This is a genomic window from Streptomyces nojiriensis (assembly GCF_017639205.1).
Taxonomy (GTDB): domain Bacteria; phylum Actinomycetota; class Actinomycetes; order Streptomycetales; family Streptomycetaceae; genus Streptomyces; species Streptomyces nojiriensis.
Map to the genome: position 1 here is coordinate 5,438,815 of NZ_CP071139.1, position 17,560 is coordinate 5,456,374.

General features: G+C 72.1%; 17 protein-coding genes. 14 read left to right on the plus strand and 3 right to left on the minus strand.

The annotated features are described in order from the left end of the window. Positions 1 to 81: 81 nt before the first annotated feature. The 6 genes from truA to glmM all read left to right on the plus strand — a co-directional run bounded on the left by truA (position 82) and on the right by glmM (position 6,734). The gene (gene truA, locus JYK04_RS25490) at positions 82 to 933 is read left to right on the plus strand and encodes a tRNA pseudouridine(38-40) synthase TruA (protein ID WP_189733348.1); all 852 of its coding nucleotides are present in this window, start codon (positions 82 to 84) and stop codon (positions 931 to 933) included. A gap of 57 nt (positions 934 to 990) precedes the next feature. Then, on the plus strand, positions 991 to 2,619 hold the full coding sequence (locus tag JYK04_RS25495) for an ABC-F family ATP-binding cassette domain-containing protein (RefSeq protein ID WP_189733346.1): 1,629 nt from the start codon (positions 991 to 993) through the stop codon (positions 2,617 to 2,619). Between the two features lie 70 nt (positions 2,620 to 2,689). Further along, the gene (locus tag JYK04_RS25500; protein ID WP_189733344.1) at positions 2,690 to 4,000 is read left to right on the plus strand and encodes a glycosyltransferase family 87 protein; all 1,311 of its coding nucleotides are present in this window, start codon (positions 2,690 to 2,692) and stop codon (positions 3,998 to 4,000) included. 232 nt (positions 4,001 to 4,232) lie between these two features. Next, positions 4,233 to 4,676 (plus strand): 50S ribosomal protein L13, encoded by a 444-nt coding sequence (gene rplM, locus JYK04_RS25505; RefSeq protein WP_008739660.1) that lies wholly within the window; start codon positions 4,233 to 4,235, stop codon positions 4,674 to 4,676. A 42-nt stretch (positions 4,677 to 4,718) separates the two neighbouring features. Next, positions 4,719 to 5,240 (plus strand): 30S ribosomal protein S9, encoded by a 522-nt coding sequence (gene rpsI / locus JYK04_RS25510; protein WP_189733342.1) that lies wholly within the window; start codon positions 4,719 to 4,721, stop codon positions 5,238 to 5,240. Positions 5,241 to 5,375: 135 nt separating this feature from the next. Further along, positions 5,376 to 6,734: a phosphoglucosamine mutase gene (glmM, locus tag JYK04_RS25515; RefSeq protein WP_189733340.1), complete on the plus strand. Its 1,359-nt coding sequence runs from the start codon at positions 5,376 to 5,378 to the stop codon at positions 6,732 to 6,734. A 7-nt stretch (positions 6,735 to 6,741) separates the two neighbouring features. On the opposite strand, the gene JYK04_RS25520 is transcribed toward glmM, so the two are convergent. Both JYK04_RS25520 and coaA read right to left on the minus strand, forming a co-directional pair. Further along, positions 6,742 to 7,713 carry a DUF389 domain-containing protein gene (locus JYK04_RS25520; RefSeq protein ID WP_189733338.1) on the minus strand — a complete coding sequence of 324 codons (972 nt, stop codon included), beginning with the start codon at positions 7,711 to 7,713 and terminating at the stop codon, positions 6,742 to 6,744. A 23-nt stretch (positions 7,714 to 7,736) separates the two neighbouring features. Continuing rightward, positions 7,737 to 8,786, minus strand: a complete 1,050-nt coding sequence (coaA, locus tag JYK04_RS25525; RefSeq protein ID WP_189733336.1) for a type I pantothenate kinase — start codon at positions 8,784 to 8,786, stop codon at positions 7,737 to 7,739. A gap of 297 nt (positions 8,787 to 9,083) precedes the next feature. On the opposite strand from coaA, the gene JYK04_RS25530 reads away from it, so the two are divergent. The 8 genes from JYK04_RS25530 (at position 9,084) to JYK04_RS25565 (ending at position 16,875) form a co-directional block, all read left to right on the plus strand. Then, a complete protein-coding gene (locus JYK04_RS25530) occupies positions 9,084 to 9,854 on the plus strand; it encodes a hypothetical protein (RefSeq protein ID WP_229874983.1) in 771 nt (256 codons plus the stop codon). Positions 9,855 to 9,962: 108 nt separating this feature from the next. Then, positions 9,963 to 11,810, plus strand: a complete 1,848-nt coding sequence (glmS, locus tag JYK04_RS25535; protein ID WP_189733334.1) for a glutamine--fructose-6-phosphate transaminase (isomerizing) — start codon at positions 9,963 to 9,965, stop codon at positions 11,808 to 11,810. 29 nt (positions 11,811 to 11,839) lie between these two features. Further along, on the plus strand, positions 11,840 to 12,208 hold the full coding sequence (locus tag JYK04_RS25540) for a holo-ACP synthase (protein ID WP_189733332.1): 369 nt from the start codon (positions 11,840 to 11,842) through the stop codon (positions 12,206 to 12,208). Positions 12,209 to 12,218: 10 nt separating this feature from the next. Further along, a complete protein-coding gene (locus JYK04_RS25545) occupies positions 12,219 to 13,619 on the plus strand; it encodes an NAD(P)H-hydrate epimerase (RefSeq protein ID WP_189733330.1) in 1,401 nt (466 codons plus the stop codon). Between the two features lie 97 nt (positions 13,620 to 13,716). Further along, complete coding sequence (alr, locus tag JYK04_RS25550; RefSeq protein WP_189733328.1) at positions 13,717 to 14,853, plus strand: alanine racemase; 1,137 nt, start codon at positions 13,717 to 13,719, stop codon at positions 14,851 to 14,853. Then, positions 14,798 to 16,057 carry an alpha/beta fold hydrolase gene (locus JYK04_RS25555; RefSeq protein ID WP_189733326.1) on the plus strand — a complete coding sequence of 420 codons (1,260 nt, stop codon included), beginning with the start codon at positions 14,798 to 14,800 and terminating at the stop codon, positions 16,055 to 16,057. Before alr ends, JYK04_RS25555 begins: the two co-directional genes overlap by 56 nt. Next, entirely contained in the window at positions 16,008 to 16,574 is a 567-nt protein-coding gene (gene tsaE, locus JYK04_RS25560; protein WP_268254132.1) for a tRNA (adenosine(37)-N6)-threonylcarbamoyltransferase complex ATPase subunit type 1 TsaE, read from the plus strand. Before JYK04_RS25555 ends, tsaE begins: the two co-directional genes overlap by 50 nt. Before the next feature lie 115 nt (positions 16,575 to 16,689). Next, positions 16,690 to 16,875 carry a hypothetical protein gene (locus JYK04_RS25565; RefSeq protein WP_189733324.1) on the plus strand — a complete coding sequence of 62 codons (186 nt, stop codon included), beginning with the start codon at positions 16,690 to 16,692 and terminating at the stop codon, positions 16,873 to 16,875. A gap of 53 nt (positions 16,876 to 16,928) precedes the next feature. On the opposite strand, the gene JYK04_RS25570 is transcribed toward JYK04_RS25565, so the two are convergent. Then, the gene (locus JYK04_RS25570; protein ID WP_189733322.1) at positions 16,929 to 17,483 is read right to left on the minus strand and encodes a hypothetical protein; all 555 of its coding nucleotides are present in this window, start codon (positions 17,481 to 17,483) and stop codon (positions 16,929 to 16,931) included. Between the last annotated feature and the right edge of the window lie 77 nt (positions 17,484 to 17,560).

The following is a 17,560-nucleotide window of genomic DNA, read 5'->3' on the forward strand; positions in this document are numbered from 1 at the left end:
TCTGAACGGGCCCGCCCCCTTCCGGGGCGGGCCCGTTCTGCTTTTGCCTGGCGGTATCGGCTTTCTGAGAGGATCGGTCACGTGAGTGACGAGGTGGAGCCCGGGCACGTCCGGGTGCGGCTGGACCTGAGCTACGACGGCAAGGACTTCTCCGGCTGGGCGAAGCAGCGCGTGCTGCGGACCGTCCAGGGCGAGCTGGAGTCGGCCCTGCAGACCGTGATGCGGCTGTCCGAGCCGGTCGAGCTGACCGTGGCCGGGCGGACCGACGCGGGTGTGCACGCGCGCGGGCAGGTCGCCCAGTTCGACCTCGCCGGGGAGGTGTGGGCCGAGCACCACGACAAGCTGCTGCGCCGCCTCGCGGGCCGGCTGCCGCACGACGTACGGGTGTGGAAGGTCGCCGAGGCCCCCGAGGGCTTCAACGCGCGTTTCTCGGCCATCTGGCGCCGCTACGCCTACCGTGTCGGCGACCACCAGGGCGGTGTCGACCCGCTGCGCCGCGGGCACGTGCTGTGGCACCAGTGGCCGCTCGACGTGGACGCCATGAACGAGGCCGCCGCCCCGCTGCTCGGCGAGCACGACTTCGCCGCGTACTGCAAGAAGCGCGAGGGTGCCACGACCATCCGTACCCTCCAGCAGCTCAGCTGGGAGCGGGGCGAGGACGGGATCGTCACCGCGACCGTCCGGGCCGACGCCTTCTGCCACAACATGGTCCGCTCGCTGGTGGGCGCCCTGCTGCACGTCGGCGACGGGCACCGGCCCACGGACTGGCCCGGCAAGGTGCTGGCGGCCGCCGTACGGGACTCCTCGGTGCACGTGGTCAAGCCGCACGGCCTGACCCTGGAGGAGGTCGGCTACCCCGCGGACGAGCTGCTGGCCGCCCGCAGCAAGGAAGCGCGCAACGTGCGGACCCTGCCGGGCGCCGGCTGCTGCTGACCGGGCCCGCGGGCGTCCGGCTAATCCGTTTGGGCGGATCGGCGCCGGACCTGGACAATGCGCGGCATGGGACATCTCGAAGCCAGCCACCTGGAGTACTACCTTCCCGACGGGCGGGTACTGCTCCCTGACGTCTCCTTCCGCGTGGGGGAGGGGTCGGTCGTCGCGCTCGTCGGGGCGAACGGGGCCGGCAAGACCACACTGCTCAAGATGATCTCCGGCGAGCTCCAGCCGCACGGCGGCGGGATCACCGTCTCCGGCGGACTCGGCGTGATGTCGCAGTTCGTGGGCTCGGTGCGGGACGAGACGACCGTGCGGGACCTGCTGGTCTCGGTGGCCCAGCCGCGCATCCGGGAGGCCGCCAAGGCGGTGGACCGCGCCGAGCAGCTGATCCTGACGGTGGACGACGAGGCCGCCCAGATGGCCTACGCACAGGCGCTGAGCGACTGGGCGGACGTCCAGGGGTACGAGGCGGAGACGCTGTGGGACGTCTGCACCATGGCCGCGCTGGCGATCCCGTACGACTCCGCGCAGTTCCGCGAGGTGCGCACGCTGTCGGGCGGTGAGCAGAAGCGCCTCGTGCTGGAGGCGCTGCTGCGCGGGCCGGACGAGGTGCTGCTGCTCGACGAGCCGGACAACTATCTGGACGTGCCCGGCAAGCGCTGGCTGGAGGAGCAGCTGAAGGCCACCCGCAAGACGGTGCTCTTCGTCTCCCACGACCGGGAGCTGCTGACCCAGGCCGCCGAGAAGATCATCAGCCTGGAGGCGAGCCCCACGGGCTCCGACGTCTGGGTGCACGGCGCCGGCTTCGCCACGTACCACGACGCCCGCAAGGAGCGCTTCGCGCGCTTCGAGGAGCTCAAGCGGCGCTGGGACGAGGAGCACGCGCGGCTGAAGGCGCTGGTGCTGCGGCTGCGCAACCAGGCTGCGAGCAGCCCCGACATGGCCTCGCGGTACCACGCGATGCAGACCCGCTTCAAGAAGTTCGAGGACGCCGGCCCGCCGCCGGAGCCGCCGCGCGAGCAGGACATCAAGATGCGGCTCAAGGGCGGGCGCACGGGCGTGCGCGCCCTGACCGTGGAGAACCTGGAGCTGACCGGCCTGATGAAGCCCTTCTCCCTGGAGGTCTTCTACGGGGAGCGGGTCGCGGTCCTCGGCTCGAACGGCTCGGGCAAGTCGCACTTCCTGCGCCTGATGGCGGGCGAGGACGTCAAGCACACGGGTACGTGGAAGCTGGGCGCGCGGGTGGTTCCCGGCCACTTCGCACAGACCCACGCCCACCCCGAACTCTTCGGGCGGACCCTCGTCGACATCCTGTGGACGGAGGCGGCGAAGCCCCTGGGGCAGGCGATGGGCGCCCTGCGCCGGTACGAGCTGGAGCGCCAGGGCGACCAGCCGTTCGAGAAGCTCTCGGGCGGGCAGCAGGCGCGGTTCCAGATCCTGCTGCTGGAGCTGGCGGGCACCACGGCGCTGCTGCTGGACGAGCCGACGGACAACCTGGACCTGGAGTCGGCGGAGGCCCTGCAGGACGGACTGGAGGCGTACGACGGCACTGTGCTGTGCGTCACGCACGACCGCTGGTTCGCGCGCACATTTGACCGTTACCTGGTCTTCGGTTCGGACGGTGTTGTGCGGGAGACTCAGGAACCCGTCTGGGACGAACGTAGAGTCGAACGCAAGCGCTAGGGGGGCGACCGTGGCCCCCTCGGTCGAGTGAGGGGCAGGCGTCGTGGGGCTGCGGCCTAGCATCTGGCTGATGAAGTGGGAGAACCAGGTCGCCGGGAACCGGGGTGCCGGGGACGAGGGCGCCGGGGACGGGGACACGGGGGGCGGGGGAGCGGGCAGCAGGGTGATCGGCTGGCTGCTGCAGCCGGCCGCCCGGTCCTGGCAGCTGGTCTCCCTCGCGGTGCTCCTCGGGATCGCCGTCTCCACGAGCCTGCGGGCGAACTGGGGCTCCGACAACGCGTTCGTGGTCAAGGCGGCGGAGACGCTGCTGGCCGGAGGATCCCCGTACGAGGACAAGCGCTTCCTCTACCTGCCCAGTGCCGTGCTCATGGCGGTTCCCGAGGCGCTGCTGCCGCGTGAGGTGCTGCGGTGGCTGCTGCCGCTCGGGATGTCGGGGCTGCTGGGCGCCGGCTGGCTGGCCGCGCTGCGGATATTCGCGGTGCCGCTGCGCTCGCGCTTCGCGGTCGGCGGTTTCGCGGTGTTCGCCCTCGTCTACAAGCCGTACGTCAACCTCGTGCTGATCGGCAACTGGACCGCCATCTCGGCGGCCGCCCTGCCGGTGGCGCTGCTGCTCGCGCAGCGGCGCTCGTGGGGGTCGGCCGGGCTGGTGGTGGGGCTCGCGATCGCGTGCAAGCCGATGCTCGTGCCGCTCGGGCTGCTCTTCCTGGTCGCCCGGCGGTGGCGGGCGCTGGCCGCCGCCGTGCTGGTGCCGCTGGGGTTCTCGCTGGCCGGTGCGCTGGTGATGCCGAGCCCGTCGCTGTTCTTCACCAAGACCCTGCCCTTCCTGCTCCAGGGGCAGGACTCGTACGCGCTGCCGTGGGACGCCTCGCCGATCGCCGTACTGCCGAGGCTGGGCGTGCCGGCGCCGGTGGCGGTGCTGGTGGCCTTCGCGGGGGCCGGGGCGGGCCTGTGGGCGGCCTGGGTGCGGTGGCGGCGGGAGGACGCCGACGGGGGCGAGCTGCGCCTGGTGGAGACGTCCTGCATGGTGATGCTCGCCGCATTCCTGGTGTCGCGGCCGTCCTTCGACCACTACCTGCTGGTGGTGCTGCCGCTGCTGATGGCCTCGGTGGTGCGGCCGGACGCGGCGGCGCGTTCGCCCTGGTTCTGGGCGGTGCTGGGGCCCCAGGTGGCGGGCATTCCGTGGCCGTCCGAGCTGGAGGCCAAGCGGCGCGCCTTCAAGGACTGCGCCACCCTGTGCGGGCTCGCGTTCGTGCTGGCGCGTCGTGCGCTGCGCCCGGGACGGGTTACTCTGGAGCCCGTAACAACTGCGGGGTCCCCACCCAGGACCGAACCGGAGTGCGCCGCGACGCCAGCAGAATCGGCATCGCGGACCGCGTTTTGACCCGTACGGGTTTGCTTGGGTATCCTGCTGGTTTGTTATGCGTATTGGCTTTCTCATTCTCACGTGAAAGGGCCTTGCGCCGGTCCACCGGACCGATGACCAGCAGTTTCACGCGGGTGCGTCCCCGCTGTGAACGAGGGCTGTCGTGATCGTCCGTGGTGACCCTGTCAGGACCTTCCCGTGGGGCTTTGCGCCCTTGGGATACCACCACTGAAGAAGCGAAGGCATACGCGTGCGTACGTTCAGCCCCAAGCCCGGCGACATCTCGCGCCAGTGGCTCGTCATCGACGCCCAGGACGTTGTCCTCGGCCGTCTGGCGACCCAGGCCGCTGCCCTCCTGCGGGGTAAGCACAAGCCGACTTACGCCCCCCACATGGACATGGGCGACTTCGTCATCATCGTCAACGCCGACAAGGTTCACCTGTCCGGCAACAAGGCGTCGCAGAAGATGGCGTACCGCCACTCCGGCTACCCGGGTGGTCTCCGCTCGGTGCGCTACGACGACCTCCTGGCGAACAACCCGGAGAAGGCCGTCGAGAAGGCCATCAAGGGCATGCTCCCCAAGAACACCCTGGGCCGTCAGATGCTCTCGAAGCTGAAGGTCTACTCGGGCGACCAGCACCCCCACGCTGCCCAGCAGCCGGTGCCGTTCGAGATCACCCAGGTCGCGCAGTAGTTCCGGCCACCCCCTAAGACGTAGAAAATTCTGAGGAGCATCGTGGCCGAGACCACCGCCGAGACGACCCCCGTCGACGAGTTCGAGGGCAACGTCGAGGAGTACACCAGCGAGTCTGAGGTCGTCGTCGAGGGCGACTACACCTCCGAGTCCCTTGCCGGTCGCTTCGGCGACCCCCAGCCGGCCGCCGGCCTGGGCCGTCGCAAGAACGCCATCGCCCGCGTCCGGATCGTTCCGGGCACCGGCAAGTGGAAGATCAACGGTCGCACCCTTGAGGACTACTTCCCCAACAAGGTGCACCAGCAGGAAGTCAACGAGCCCTTCAAGCTCCTCGAGCTTGACGGCCGCTACGACGTCATCGCCCGCATCGCGGGTGGCGGCGTGTCCGGCCAGGCCGGCGCCCTGCGCCTCGGTGTGGCCCGTGCGCTGAACGAGGCGGACGTGGACAACAACCGCCCGGCGCTGAAGAAGGCCGGCTTCCTCTCCCGCGACGACCGTGCGGTCGAGCGCAAGAAGGCCGGTCTCAAGAAGGCCCGTAAGGCTCCGCAGTACAGCAAGCGTTAATCTGCGCCTGCTGTTCTGCAACGAAACCGCCCCGGCAGCACTCTCTGTGCTGCCGGGGCGGTTCGTTTACCGCCACAAGCGGCAAATATCTGTCACAAGCGGTCATACGCGAAGCGGAAACTCGGGAGGACAACAGTGGGACGACTCTTCGGGACGGACGGTGTACGCGGCGTTGCCAACGCGGATCTGACGGCGGAGCTCGCGCTCGGCCTCTCCGTGGCGGCTGCCCACGTACTGGCCGAGGCGGGCACCTTTGAGGGCCACCGGGCGACCGCGGTGGTCGGCCGGGACCCCCGCGCCTCCGGCGAATTCCTGGAGGCCGCGGTCGTGGCCGGCCTCGCGAGCGCGGGCGTGGACGTCCTGCGCGTCGGTGTGCTGCCCACCCCGGCGGTGGCGTATCTCACCGGTGCGCTGGGCGCCGACCTCGGCGTGATGCTCTCCGCCAGCCACAACGCCATGCCCGACAACGGCATCAAGTTCTTCGCGCGCGGCGGCCACAAGCTCGCCGACGAGCTGGAGGACCGCATCGAGTCGACCTACGAGCAGCACCGCACCGGCGCCCCCTGGGACCGGCCCACCGGTTCCGGTGTCGGCCGCGTCTCGGATTACACCGAGGGCTTCGAGAAGTACGTCTCCCACCTCATCGGTGTCCTCCCGAACCGCCTCGACGGACTGAAGATCGTCCTCGACGAGGCCCACGGCGCGGCCGCGTACGTCTCGCCCGAGGCGTTCGCCCGGGCCGGCGCGGAGATCGTCACGATCGGCGCCGAGCCCAACGGCCTCAACATCAACGACGGCTGCGGCTCCACTCACCTCGGTCTGCTCAAGGCGGCCGTGGTCGAGCACGGCGCCGACTTCGGCATCGCGCACGACGGCGACGCCGACCGCTGCCTGGCCGTGGACGGCTCCGGCGAGGAGATCGACGGCGACCAGATCCTCGCCGTGCTGGCCCTGGCCATGCGCGAGGCCGGCCAGCTCCGCGAGAACACCGTGGTCGGCACCGTGATGTCCAACCTGGGCTTCAAGCTGGCCATGGAGGCCGAGGGCATCCAGGTCGTGCAGACCGGGGTCGGCGACCGCTACGTGCTGGAGTCGATGAAGGAGCACGGCTACGCCCTCGGCGGCGAGCAGTCCGGCCACGTGATCATCCTCGACCACGCGACGACCGGCGACGGCACGCTGACCGGCCTGCTGCTGGCGGCGCGCGTCGCGGCCACCGGCAAGTCCCTCGCCGAGCTGGCGGGCGTCATGCAGCGGCTGCCGCAGGTGCTCATCAACGTTCCCGACGTGGACAAGTCCCGCGTCACCACCTCCGCCGAGCTGGCCGCGGCGGTCGCCGACGCCGAGCGCGAGCTGGGCACCACCGGGCGGGTGCTGCTGCGTCCCTCCGGTACGGAGCCGCTGGTACGGGTGATGGTCGAGGCCGCCGACATCGAGCACGCCCGCTCGGTCGCCGGCCGCCTCGCGGACGTCGTGAAGTCCGCGCTCGGCTAGGCCGTTTCTAACGGGCTCCGCCCGGCCTGCGTGGCGCACCCGGCTTCCGGACCATCCGGCCCTGCTGGGTGCGCCACAGCAGTTTCCAGCAGATGAGGGTGGCCGTTCCGGCGAGGATGATGCCGCCCAGGTTCACCGCCAGCTGCACAGCCGAGCCCCACATCTGGGACAGGTCGCCGTAGCTGAGGGCCACCGCCGCGTTCGCGCCCGCCGGGACGGTGGTGACGGAGATCGCCACGCCCACCAGCGCACCGGCCTTCGCCGAGGTCAGCGAGAGCATGCCGGCCACACCGGCGAGCAGCGCCACGACGAAGGAGAACGGGTCGGGCTGCCAGATGAAGCTGGTGTTCGGCCGGGGGTTCTCCAGCATCGACTCCTGGAACAGGCCGAGCGCGTTCATCCCGAGGCTGAAGACCGTCGTCGCCACGATCGCCGCCGTGAACCCGATGAACAGCGCGAAGAGCGAGCGCCCGGCGAGCCGCGGCTCGCGCTGCACCAGGCCCGTGCAGATGCCGGCGAGCGGACCGAACTCCGGGCCGACCGCCATGGCGCCCACGATCAGGATCGCGTTGTCCAGGACCACACCGCAGGCCGCGATCATCGTCGCCACGATCATGAAGGCGCTGTAGGTGATGGTGAGGGTGGACTCCTCGTGCGTCGACTCGGCGAGCTGCTCCCAGATCACCGCGTCGGCCGCCTCGCCGGGCGCCTCCTCCTCGGCGTCGTCGGCGCGTCTGGAGATCGACAGGTCGATGTGCTCGACGGCGATCGACCCGTTCTCGTCGATGCCGAGCGAGCGCATCTCCTGCAGCAGTTCGTCGGCCGCCTCGCGGGCCACGTCGCACAGGACGAGATCGCCCTCGGGGTCGCGGGCGGCGCCGGTCAGTACGACCAGGTGGGTGGTCCCGACCGTCCGGTCGATCAGTGCCACCACCCGCTCGGTGAGGTGGTGCGGGGTGATCATCCGCAGATGCAGCATTTTCGCACCCTAGCGACTGCGCGCTAGAGCTTGCGGAGGCTCAGCTTCTGCACCTTGTGGTCCGGTCCCTTGCGGACGACGAGGGTGGCCCGTCCTCGGGTCGGCGCCACGTTCTCCAGCAGGTTGGGCCGGTTGATCGTGCGCCACATCGTCTGCGCGTATTCCATGGCCTCCTCCTCGGAGACCTGGGTGTACTTGCGGAAGTAGGAGAAGGGGTTCTGGAACGCGGTCGCGCGCAGCTTCCGGAAGCGGTTCAGGTACCAGCGCTCGATGTCCTCGGGGCGCGCGTCCACGTACACGCTGAAGTCGAAGTAGTCGGCGAGGGCGACGCGGGTACGGCCGTCCGTGCCGGGGAGGGCCGGCTGGAGCACGTTGAGGCCCTCGACGATGAGGATGTCCGGGCGGCGGACGACGAGCTCCTCGCCGGGGACGATGTCGTAGATCAGGTGCGAGTAGACCGGGGCCCGCACCTCGTCCTTGCCGGCCTTGATGTCGGCGACGAAGCGGGTGAGCGCGCGCCGGTCGTAGGACTCCGGGAACCCCTTGCGGGAGGTCAGCCCACGCCGCTGGAGCTCCTTCATCGGGTACAGGAAGCCGTCGGTGGTGACCAGCTCCACGCGCGGGTGCTCGGGCCAGCGGGCCAGCAGGGCCTGCAGCAGGCGCGCCACGGTGGACTTGCCGACGGCGACGGAACCGGCGACCCCTATGACGAAGGGGGTGCCCTGCTGGGCGCCGTGCCCGTTGCCCGCGTCGCCGAGGAAGGTGTTGAGGGTGCCGCGCAGGTTGCTGGTGGCGCCGACGTAGAGGTTCAGGAGCCGGGACAGCGGCAGGTAGACGTCGCGGACCTCGTCGAGGTCGATGACGTCGCCGAGGCCGCGCAGCCGCTCCACCTCGTCGGCGGTCAGCGGCAGCGGGGTCCGCTCCCGCAGGGCGCTCCACTCGGCGCGGGTGAGGTCGACGTAGGGCGAGGCCTCGGGGCCCCGGCGGTGCGCGGGGCGTGTGGGGGGCCCGTCCCGGCCGGTGCGCTCCGTTGCGTCGTCCGGCGTGTTGCTTCGTGGCGGCGAAGTGATCACACCGCCATTGTCGGGGCTCCGGGGCGGTTGTGGGTGGTGTGGTCGGTCACGTGCGGAGCGGGAGGGGCCACCGTCGGACAGGGCCTGGCCCGTCCTGGTCCGGTTGTACGCCGGGTGGTTTCGATTGGAAATTCTTGGGGTCTCGTCCGGGTCACGATCCGCCGTGATCGCGGCCCGGGGCGGCGGGGTGATCCGGCGCCCCGTACATTGTTGATCACCGCAGTCATGTCCACGCCCCGCTTCCGGGGCGCCGTTCGGGCTGCCCTGTCTCAGCCGTATCCATGGGGGAGTCTTCTCGTGCGCAACGCTCTTGTCCGTCGTACCGTCCTGGCCGCGTCCGCGGTGTCGCTGACCCTGCTGGCCACCGCCTGCGGCTCCGACAAGGCCGACACCAAGGCGGACGCCAAGCCGTCCGAGGCGGCGGCGACGTCGGCCGCCCCGGCCGCCAAGGCGAAGACCACCGCCGAGCTGGCGGGCGTGCTCGTGGTCCAGGCCGACCTGCCCAACCACGTGGTCAAGGCGGCCACCCCGGCCGAGCTCGCCGCCGCGTCCGCCACCAAGAGCGACAAGCCGGAGTGCCAGCCGCTGGTCTCCGCCCAGTCGATGGCCCCGATCGGCACCGCCGCGGGCACGGCCGGGACCAAGGCCGTCGCCAAGGGCAAGGAGCCGGCCGCCGACGCCAGCCCCGAGGAGAAGCTCAAGGCCGGTCTGGCCGCCCTGAGTGCCACCGCCACCTCGGTCTCCCTCCACTCGTACGAGGGCACGGGCGCCGCGGAGGCCCTCGCCACCATCAAGAAGGCGGGCACGGCCTGCGCCGGCGGCTACACGGGCGGCCAGGGCGGCGACTCGCTGAAGATCACGAAGGTGGCCCCGGGTGCCGCCGTCACCGCGGGCGACGAGGCCCTCGCGTACACCGTGACGGGTGACGCGGACGGCGAGCCGATGAGCATGGAGCTCGTGGTCGTCCGCAAGGGCAGCACCGTGGCGACCTTCTCGGCCCTGAGCCTGGCCGGCGCCGCCGAGCAGCCGAAGGACGTCGTCGACGCCCAGGTGAAGAAGCTCGGCTGATCCCTGCCCGACGACACGTCGAACCCGCCCCGGCGCACGCGCCGGGGCGGGTTTTTCGTCTTGTTCCGCTACGGGGCAGACGGCCAACTACGGCGTACGCTGCGGCCTATGTGCGGAATTGTGGGTTACGTGGGAGCGCAGTCGGCGCTCGATGTGGTCATCGCCGGACTCAAGCGGCTCGAGTACCGCGGCTACGACTCGGCCGGGGTCGCCGTGCTCGCGGACGGCGGCCTGGCGGCCGTCAAGAAGGCCGGGAAGCTCGTCAATCTGGAGAAGGAGCTGGTCGGGCACCCGCTGCCGACCGGTTCCACGGGGCTCGGGCACACCCGGTGGGCGACCCACGGCGGACCCACCGACGCCAACGCCCACCCGCACCTCGACAACTCGGGGCGCGTGGCCGTCGTGCACAACGGCATCATCGAGAACTTCGCCGCGCTCCGGGCCGAGCTGGCCGAGCGCGGACACCGGCTGGAGTCCGAGACCGACACCGAGGTCGTGGCACACCTGCTGGCGGAGCAGTTCTCGGCCACCGGCGACCTCGCGGAAGCCATGCGGCAGGTGTGCCGGCGCCTGGAAGGCGCCTTCACCCTGGTCGCCGTGCACGCCGACGAGCCGGACGTGGTGGTCGGCGCGCGCCGCAACTCGCCCCTGGTGGTGGGCGTAGGAGAGGGCGAGAACTTCCTCGCCTCGGACGTGGCCGCGTTCATCGCCCACACGCGGTCCGCGATCGAGCTGGGACAGGACCAGGTCGTCGAGCTCCGCCGCGAGGGCGTCACGGTGACCAACTTCGACGGGTCGGTCGCCACCGTGCGGGCCTACCACGTGGACTGGGACGCCTCGGCGGCCGAGAAGGGGGGCTACGACTACTTCATGCTGAAGGAGATCGCCGAGCAGCCGAAGGCCGTCGCCGACACCCTCCTGGGCAGGATCGACGCGAGCGGCTCGCTGACCCTGGACGAGGTGCGCATCCCCGTCTCGGTGCTCAGGGAGGTCGACAAGGTCGTGATCGTGGCGTGCGGAACGGCGTACCACGCAGGCATGATCGCGAAGCTGGCCATCGAGCACTGGACGCGCATCCCGTGCGAGACGGAGCTGGCGAGCGAGTTCCGCTACCGCGACCCGATCCTCGACCAGCGGACGCTGGTGGTCGCGATCTCGCAGTCGGGCGAGACCATGGACACCCTGATGGCGCTGCGGCACGCGCGCGAACAGGGGGCCAAGGTGCTGGCCATCTGCAACACGAACGGCTCGACGATCCCGCGCGAATCGGACGCCGTCCTCTACACGCACGCCGGCCCCGAGGTGGCCGTCGCCTCGACCAAGGCCTTCCTGACGCAGCTGGTGGCCTGCTACCTGGTCGCGCTCTACCTCGGACAGGTCCGGGGCACGAAGTGGGGCGACGAGATCGAGGCCGTGATCCGGGAGCTGTCGGACATCGCCGCCGCCGTGGACACCGTCCTGGAGACCATGGAGCCGGTACGGGAGCTCGCGCGCTCCCTCGCCGACAAGAACACCGTGCTGTTCCTGGGACGGCACGTCGGGTACCCGGTGGCGCTGGAGGGCGCGCTCAAGCTCAAGGAGCTGGCGTACATGCACGCCGAGGGCTTCGCGGCGGGCGAGCTCAAGCACGGGCCGATCGCGCTGATCGAGAAGGACCTGCCGGTGGTGGTGGTCGTCCCGTCGCCGCGCGGCCGGTCGGTACTCCACGACAAGATCGTGTCGAACATCCAGGAGATCCGGGCGCGCGGGGCGCGGACGATCGTGATCGCGGAGGAGGGTGACGAGGCGGTCGTCCCGTACGCCGACCACCTGATCCGGATCCCCGTGACACCGACGCTGCTCCAGCCGCTGGTGGCGACGGTCCCGCTGCAGGTGTTCGCGTGCGAGCTGGCCACGGCGCGCGGCAACGAGGTGGACCAGCCGCGTAACCTCGCCAAGTCGGTGACCGTGGAGTAGCGGTCGCCCCAGCCAGTGGAGTTGTCGTTGTGATTATCGGCGTCGGGATCGACGTAGCGGAGATCGAGCGGTTCGGCGCGGCGCTGGAGCGCACCCCGAACCTGGCCGGGCGGCTCTTCGTCGACGCCGAGTTGACGCTGCCGAGCGGCGAGCGGCGCGGGATCGCCTCGCTCGCCGCGCGGTTCGCCGCCAAGGAGGCCCTCGCCAAGGCCCTCGGCGCGCCCGCCGGGCTGCTGTGGACCGACGCCGAGGTGTACGTCGAGGACAGCGGGCAGCCGCGGCTGCGGGTGTCCGGGACGGTCGAGGCGCGGGCGCTGGCGCTGGGCGTGAAGTCCTGGCACATCTCGCTCAGCCACGACGCCGGGGTCGCCTCCGCCGTGGTGATCGCAGAAGGGTAGGGGGCGGTCCGTGCGAACTGCTTACAGCGTGGAGACCGTACGGGCCGCCGAGCGGGAGCTGATGGCCCGGCTTCCCGAGGGCGCCCTGATGCAGCGCGCGGCCGCCGGCCTGGCCGCCGCGTGCGCCGGGCGGCTGCGGCGGACCCGCGGCGGGGTGTACGGGGCCCGGGTCGTCCTGCTCGTCGGCCCCGGGGACAACGGCGGCGACGCGCTGTACGCGGGCGCCCGGCTGGCCCGGCGCGGGGCCGCTGTGACGGCCGTGCCGATGGACCCCGAGCGGACGCACCCGGGCGGGTCGGCCGCGCTGCGGGCCGCCGGGGGACACCTGGCGCGAGCGGTCCCGCAGCGGGCGGACCTCGTCCTGGACGGACTGCTCGGGATCGGCGGGCGGGGCGGGCTGCGCCCGGCGGCCGCGGCCCTGGTGGAGCGGATCCCGCCAGGGGTCCCCGTGGTCGCGGTGGACCTGCCGAGCGGGGTGGACGCGGACACCGGGGAGGTGGCGGGTCCGGCCGTGACGGCCGATGTGACGGTGACCTTCGGGGCGTACAAGCCCGGCCTGCTGATCGACCCCGGGGCCTCGCGGGCGGGCGCGGTGCACCTCGTGGACATCGGGCTGGAACTGCCGTCGCCGCAGGTGGAGGCCCTGCAGCACGCGGATGTGGCGGGGCTGCTGCCGGAGCCGACCGCGACGAGCGACAAGTACCGGCGGGGCGTGGTCGGGATCGTCGCCGGGTCCGCGCAGTACCCGGGCGCGGCGGTGCTCGCCGTGGCCGGAGCGCTGCGGGGCGGCGCGGGTGCGGTGCGGTACGTGGGGCCGGCGGCGGAGGCGGTGCTCGCCCGCTACCCCGAGACGCTGATCGGGCCCGGCCGGGTACAGGCGTGGGTGGTCGGCCCCGGGCTGGGCGAGGGACGCGCCGGGGAGGTCGCGGAACTGCTGGCGGGGGACGCGGCGGTGCTCGTCGACGCGGACGGGCTGCGCGGGCTGGACGCGGCGGCCCTGCGGGCCCGGAGCGCCCCCACCCTGCTGACCCCGCACGCGGGGGAGGCGGCGGCGCTGCTTGGCGTGTCGCGGGAGTCGGTGGAGGCGGGCCGGCTGGACGCCGTACGGATGCTGACGCAGCGGTACGGGGCGGCGGTGCTGCTGAAGGGCTCGACGACGCTGGTCGCCTCGGGCGGTGCAGCCGTTCGGGTGAACCCGACGGGCACCCCGTGGCTGGCCACCGCCGGCAGCGGGGACGTGCTGTCCGGGCTGACGGGCTCCCTGCTGGCGGGCGGGCTGTCCGGGGCGGACGCGGGGGCGGTGGGCGCGTACCTCCACGGCCTGGCGGCCCGCCGCGTCGGGGGCCCGCTCCTGGCCCAGCAGGTGGCCGAAGCCCTCCCGGACGCCTGGCAGGACACCCGCCACCCCTGACGCCGACGACCCCGGCGCGTCGGCCGCCGGACGACATGCGCCCCCGGTTTGCCCAGCCCCCGCAAGGCCGGGCGGGGGTTCTGAGAGACTGGGAGCGATGAACGAGACAGCGACGCGCGTGTACGCCGAGATCGATCTTGACGCCGTACGGGAGAACGTGCGCGCACTGCGCGAGCGGGCGCCCCGGGCAGAGTTGATGGCCGTGGTCAAGGCGAACGCCTACGGGCACGGGGCCCTGGAGTGCGCCAAGGCGGCCCAGGAGGCCGGTGCCACCTGGCTGGGGGCGGCCACGCCCGACGAGGCCCTCGCGCTCCGCGCCGCCGGGATCCAGGGGCGCCTCATGTGCTGGCTCTGGACCCCGGGCGGGCCCTGGCAGGAGGCCGTCGAGGCCGATCTCGACGTCTCCGTCAGCGGAATGTGGGCCCTCGACGAGGTGCGCGCGGCCGCCCGCGCGGCGGGCCGCACCGCCCGCATCCAGCTCAAGGCCGACACCGGCCTCGGCCGCAACGGCTGCCAGCCCGCCGACTGGGAGGCGCTGGTCGCGGCGGCCGTCGCCGCCCAGGCCGAGGGGAGCGTCCAGGTCACCGGCGTCTGGTCGCACTTCGCCTGCGCCGACGAACCCGGGCACCCCTCGATCCAGCTCCAGCTGGCCGCCTTCCGCGACATGCTCGCGTACGCCGAGAAGGAGGGCGTGGAGCCCGAGGTCCGGCACATCGCCAACTCGCCGGCCACCCTGACCCTGCCCGAGTCCCACTTCGACCTCGTGCGCTGCGGGCTGGCCGTCTACGGGGTCTCGCCCGCCCCCGAGCTCGGCACCCCGGCCCAGCTGGGCCTGCGGCCCGCGATGACCCTCAAGGCCTCCCTCGCGCTGGTCAAGACGGTCCCCGCCGGGCACGGCGTGAGCTACGGCCACCACTACGTCACCGACGCCGAGACGAACCTCGCGCTGGTGCCGGCCGGCTACGCCGACGGCATCCCGCGGCAGGCCTCGGGCCTCGGCCCGGTGCTCGTCGCCGGCAAGGTCCGCCACGTCGCCGGACGCGTCGCGATGGACCAGTTCGTGGTCGACTTGGGGGGAGACCACGCCCGCGCGGGTGACGAGGCCGTCATCTTCGGGGACGCGGAGCGCGGTGAACCCACCGCCGAGGACTGGGCCCGGGCGGCGCACACGATCGCGTATGAGATCGTCACCCGTATCGGTGGACGTGTGCCCCGGGTGTACCTGGGCGGCTGAGCGGAACGAGGGCGGCGGCGTGAGCGAGAACTGGCGCAAGGCCGGCTGGGCCGGTGCCGCCATCGGCGTGATAGCCGCGGGCGCGGCGGCCGGTGTCGCGGTCGAACGGATCACCGTCGGACGCGGCATGCGGATGAAGGCACGCCTGGCACTCGACGCGGCCGGGGACTACGGGTCCCTGCGCGGTGCCGAGGGAATCTGCCGGGCCGAGGACGCCACCGAGCTCTACTACGAGGTCGACGAGCTCCCCGAGGACGGCAAACGGCGGCGGCTGCGGCGCAAGGCCGAGCCCCAGGCCACCGTCGTCTTCTGCCACGGCTACTGCCTCGGCCAGGACTCCTGGCACTTCCAGCGCGCCGCCCTGCGCGGCGTGGTCCGGGCGGTCTACTGGGACCAGCGCAGCCACGGCCGCAGCGCCCGCGGCCTCGCCCAGGCCGACGGCGAGCCGGTGAGCATCGACCAGCTCGGCCGGGACCTGAAGGCCGTCATCGACGCGACCGCCCCCGAGGGGCCGCTGATCCTGGTGGGTCACTCGATGGGCGGAATGACCATCATGGGATTCGCCGAGCAGTACCCCGAGACCGTCCGCGACCGCGTCGTCGGCGTGGCCCTGGTCGGCACCTCCAGCGGCCGCCTCGACGAGGTGACGTACGGGCTTCCGTCCGTCGGCATGGGAGCCGTGCGCCGACTCCTGCCGGGCGTGCTCAAGGCGCTCGGCTCCCAGGTGGAGCTGGTGGAGAAGGGCCGCCGGGCCACCGCGGACCTGTTCGCCGGAATGATCAAGATGTACTCGTTCGGCTCCCGGGACGTGGATCCCGGCGTCGCGCGGTTCGCGGAGCGGCTGATCGAGGCCACGCCCATCGACGTGGTCGCCGAGTTCTACCCGGCCTTCCAGACCCACGACAAGACCTCCGCGCTCCGGCTGTTCGCGGACCTGCCGGTCACGGTCATCGCCGGGGACAAGGACATGATCACCCCGCCCGCGCACAGCGTCGCCATCAAGGAGGCGCTCCCCGGCGCCGACCTCGTGGTCCTGGAGTCCACCGGGCACCTGATGATGCTCGAACGCCCGGAGACCGTGACGCGGCTGCTCACCGAGCTGCTGGCGCGCACCGGGGCGGCGGCCGTCCCCGCAGCGACTAACGTTGGCGGGCATGGAAGAAGTACCGCTGGAAGCACAGCGCAGCCAGGCGCCGGCACCTGAGGCCGCGGCCGGCGCGGAGACCCGGATCGTCATCGACTCCCCGGACGCGATGCAGGAATTGGGCCGCAGGATCGCCGCCCTGCTGCGCCCCGGCGACCTCGTCCTGCTGACCGGCGAGCTGGGCGCGGGCAAGACCACGCTCACCCGGGGCCTCGGTGAGGGCCTGGGCGTGCGCGGGGCCGTGACCTCGCCGACCTTCGTGATCGCCCGGGTGCACCCCTCGCTGACCGGCGGACCGGCGCTGGTGCACGTGGACGCGTACCGCCTGGGCGGCGGGCTGGACGAGATGGAGGACCTGGACCTCGACGTCTCGCTGCCCGAGTCGGTGGTCGTCGTGGAGTGGGGCGACGGCAAGGTGGAGGAGCTCTCAGACGACCGGCTGCACGTGGTGATCGCGCGCGCGGTCGGCCACGAGGAGGTCCTGGACGACGTACGGGAGGTCCTCGTGCGCGGGGTCGGGTCGCGCTGGAGTGCCGGAGCCGGGCTGGACGCACTGGCCGGCGCCCTCTCGGAGTAAACGTACCGACAACTCGTCGGCAAGATATTGCGCTGTCGGCGGCCCTCGTGGTGACATGGTACCGAGAGTTTCTTAGGTATGCCTAAGTACGGTGTCCCGGGTCCAGGAGGCAGCCATGTCGGCACCAGCAGGAGCACAGCGCGAACCCCGCCCGTCCACCGTCTCCATGTGGACGCTCCTCGCCGCCGGCGTGGCCGCCACCGCCGTCTCCACACCGCCCGTGCGGGAGTACGCCACGCGCCCGGGCGGGCCCGTCGACACCGCACGCGAAGAGGCCGCTCCGGAATCCGAAGCGGCCTGAGCGCGGTGCGAGCGGCGCCCCGTCACCCGGTCGGGTGAAGCGAGGGCGATCCGTCAGGGAACGACGACGACCTTCGACGCGATCGTCGCGAAGGCCCACATCGCATCGCCGTCGGCGCGGCTCATCCGGATGCCGCCGGTCTTCTTGTTCGGGTCGGGCTCCGGCAGCGCGCCGTCCGTACGGGCGCTGAACCCGACCGCCACACCCTCCGCGGTGGCGAACCGCACGACGTGCTCGATCGGCACGCCGTCCGAGCCGGTGACCGAACCCGAGCGCGACCCGACCGTGTAGCTGCCCGGCTTGGGGTGCACCGTGCTCGGCATCACCGTGAACGACTTCGGCGGCTGCGCGGGGTCGCCGACCAGCCACACCCGCTTCTGGCCCACCGAGTACACGACGCGCACCCCGGTGCCGGAACCCTCGGGCACCGCCGCCGGCTTCGCCGGATCCTGCTTGGCGGCCGGGCTCGCTGCGGGGGCCGGTTCCTGCACGGCGGCCTTCGGGGGACGCGCGGGCGCCGTGGCGGAAGCCTGGTAGCCGAGGAAGCCGACGACGGCCACTGCCGCGGCGGTGAGCCCGGCCACGATTCCCGAGCTGCTGCGTGCCACCTTGCTCCACCTCTCCGCGCCGACCGATACCACGTCCGGTACCCCGTCGAAAGGTAGCAGCCGCCCTGGTCCGAGAC

What these genes read in the sequence shown, in the direction of transcription:
- alr (WP_189733328.1), top strand. Translation starts at nt 13,717, where the DNA reads ATGAACGAGACAGCGACGCGCGTGTACGCCGAGATCGATCTTGACGCC.
- JYK04_RS25520 (WP_189733338.1), bottom strand. Translation starts at nt 7,713, where the DNA reads ATGCTGCATCTGCGGATGATCACCCCGCACCACCTCACCGAGCGGGTG.
- glmS (WP_189733334.1), top strand. Translation starts at nt 9,963, where the DNA reads ATGTGCGGAATTGTGGGTTACGTGGGAGCGCAGTCGGCGCTCGATGTG.
- JYK04_RS25500 (WP_189733344.1), top strand. Translation starts at nt 2,690, where the DNA reads ATGAAGTGGGAGAACCAGGTCGCCGGGAACCGGGGTGCCGGGGACGAG.
- JYK04_RS25565 (WP_189733324.1), top strand. Translation starts at nt 16,690, where the DNA reads ATGTCGGCACCAGCAGGAGCACAGCGCGAACCCCGCCCGTCCACCGTC.
- JYK04_RS25555 (WP_189733326.1), top strand. Translation starts at nt 14,798, where the DNA reads ATGAGATCGTCACCCGTATCGGTGGACGTGTGCCCCGGGTGTACCTGG.
- tsaE (WP_268254132.1), top strand. Translation starts at nt 16,008, where the DNA reads ATGGAAGAAGTACCGCTGGAAGCACAGCGCAGCCAGGCGCCGGCACCT.
- JYK04_RS25495 (WP_189733346.1), top strand. Translation starts at nt 991, where the DNA reads ATGCGCGGCATGGGACATCTCGAAGCCAGCCACCTGGAGTACTACCTT.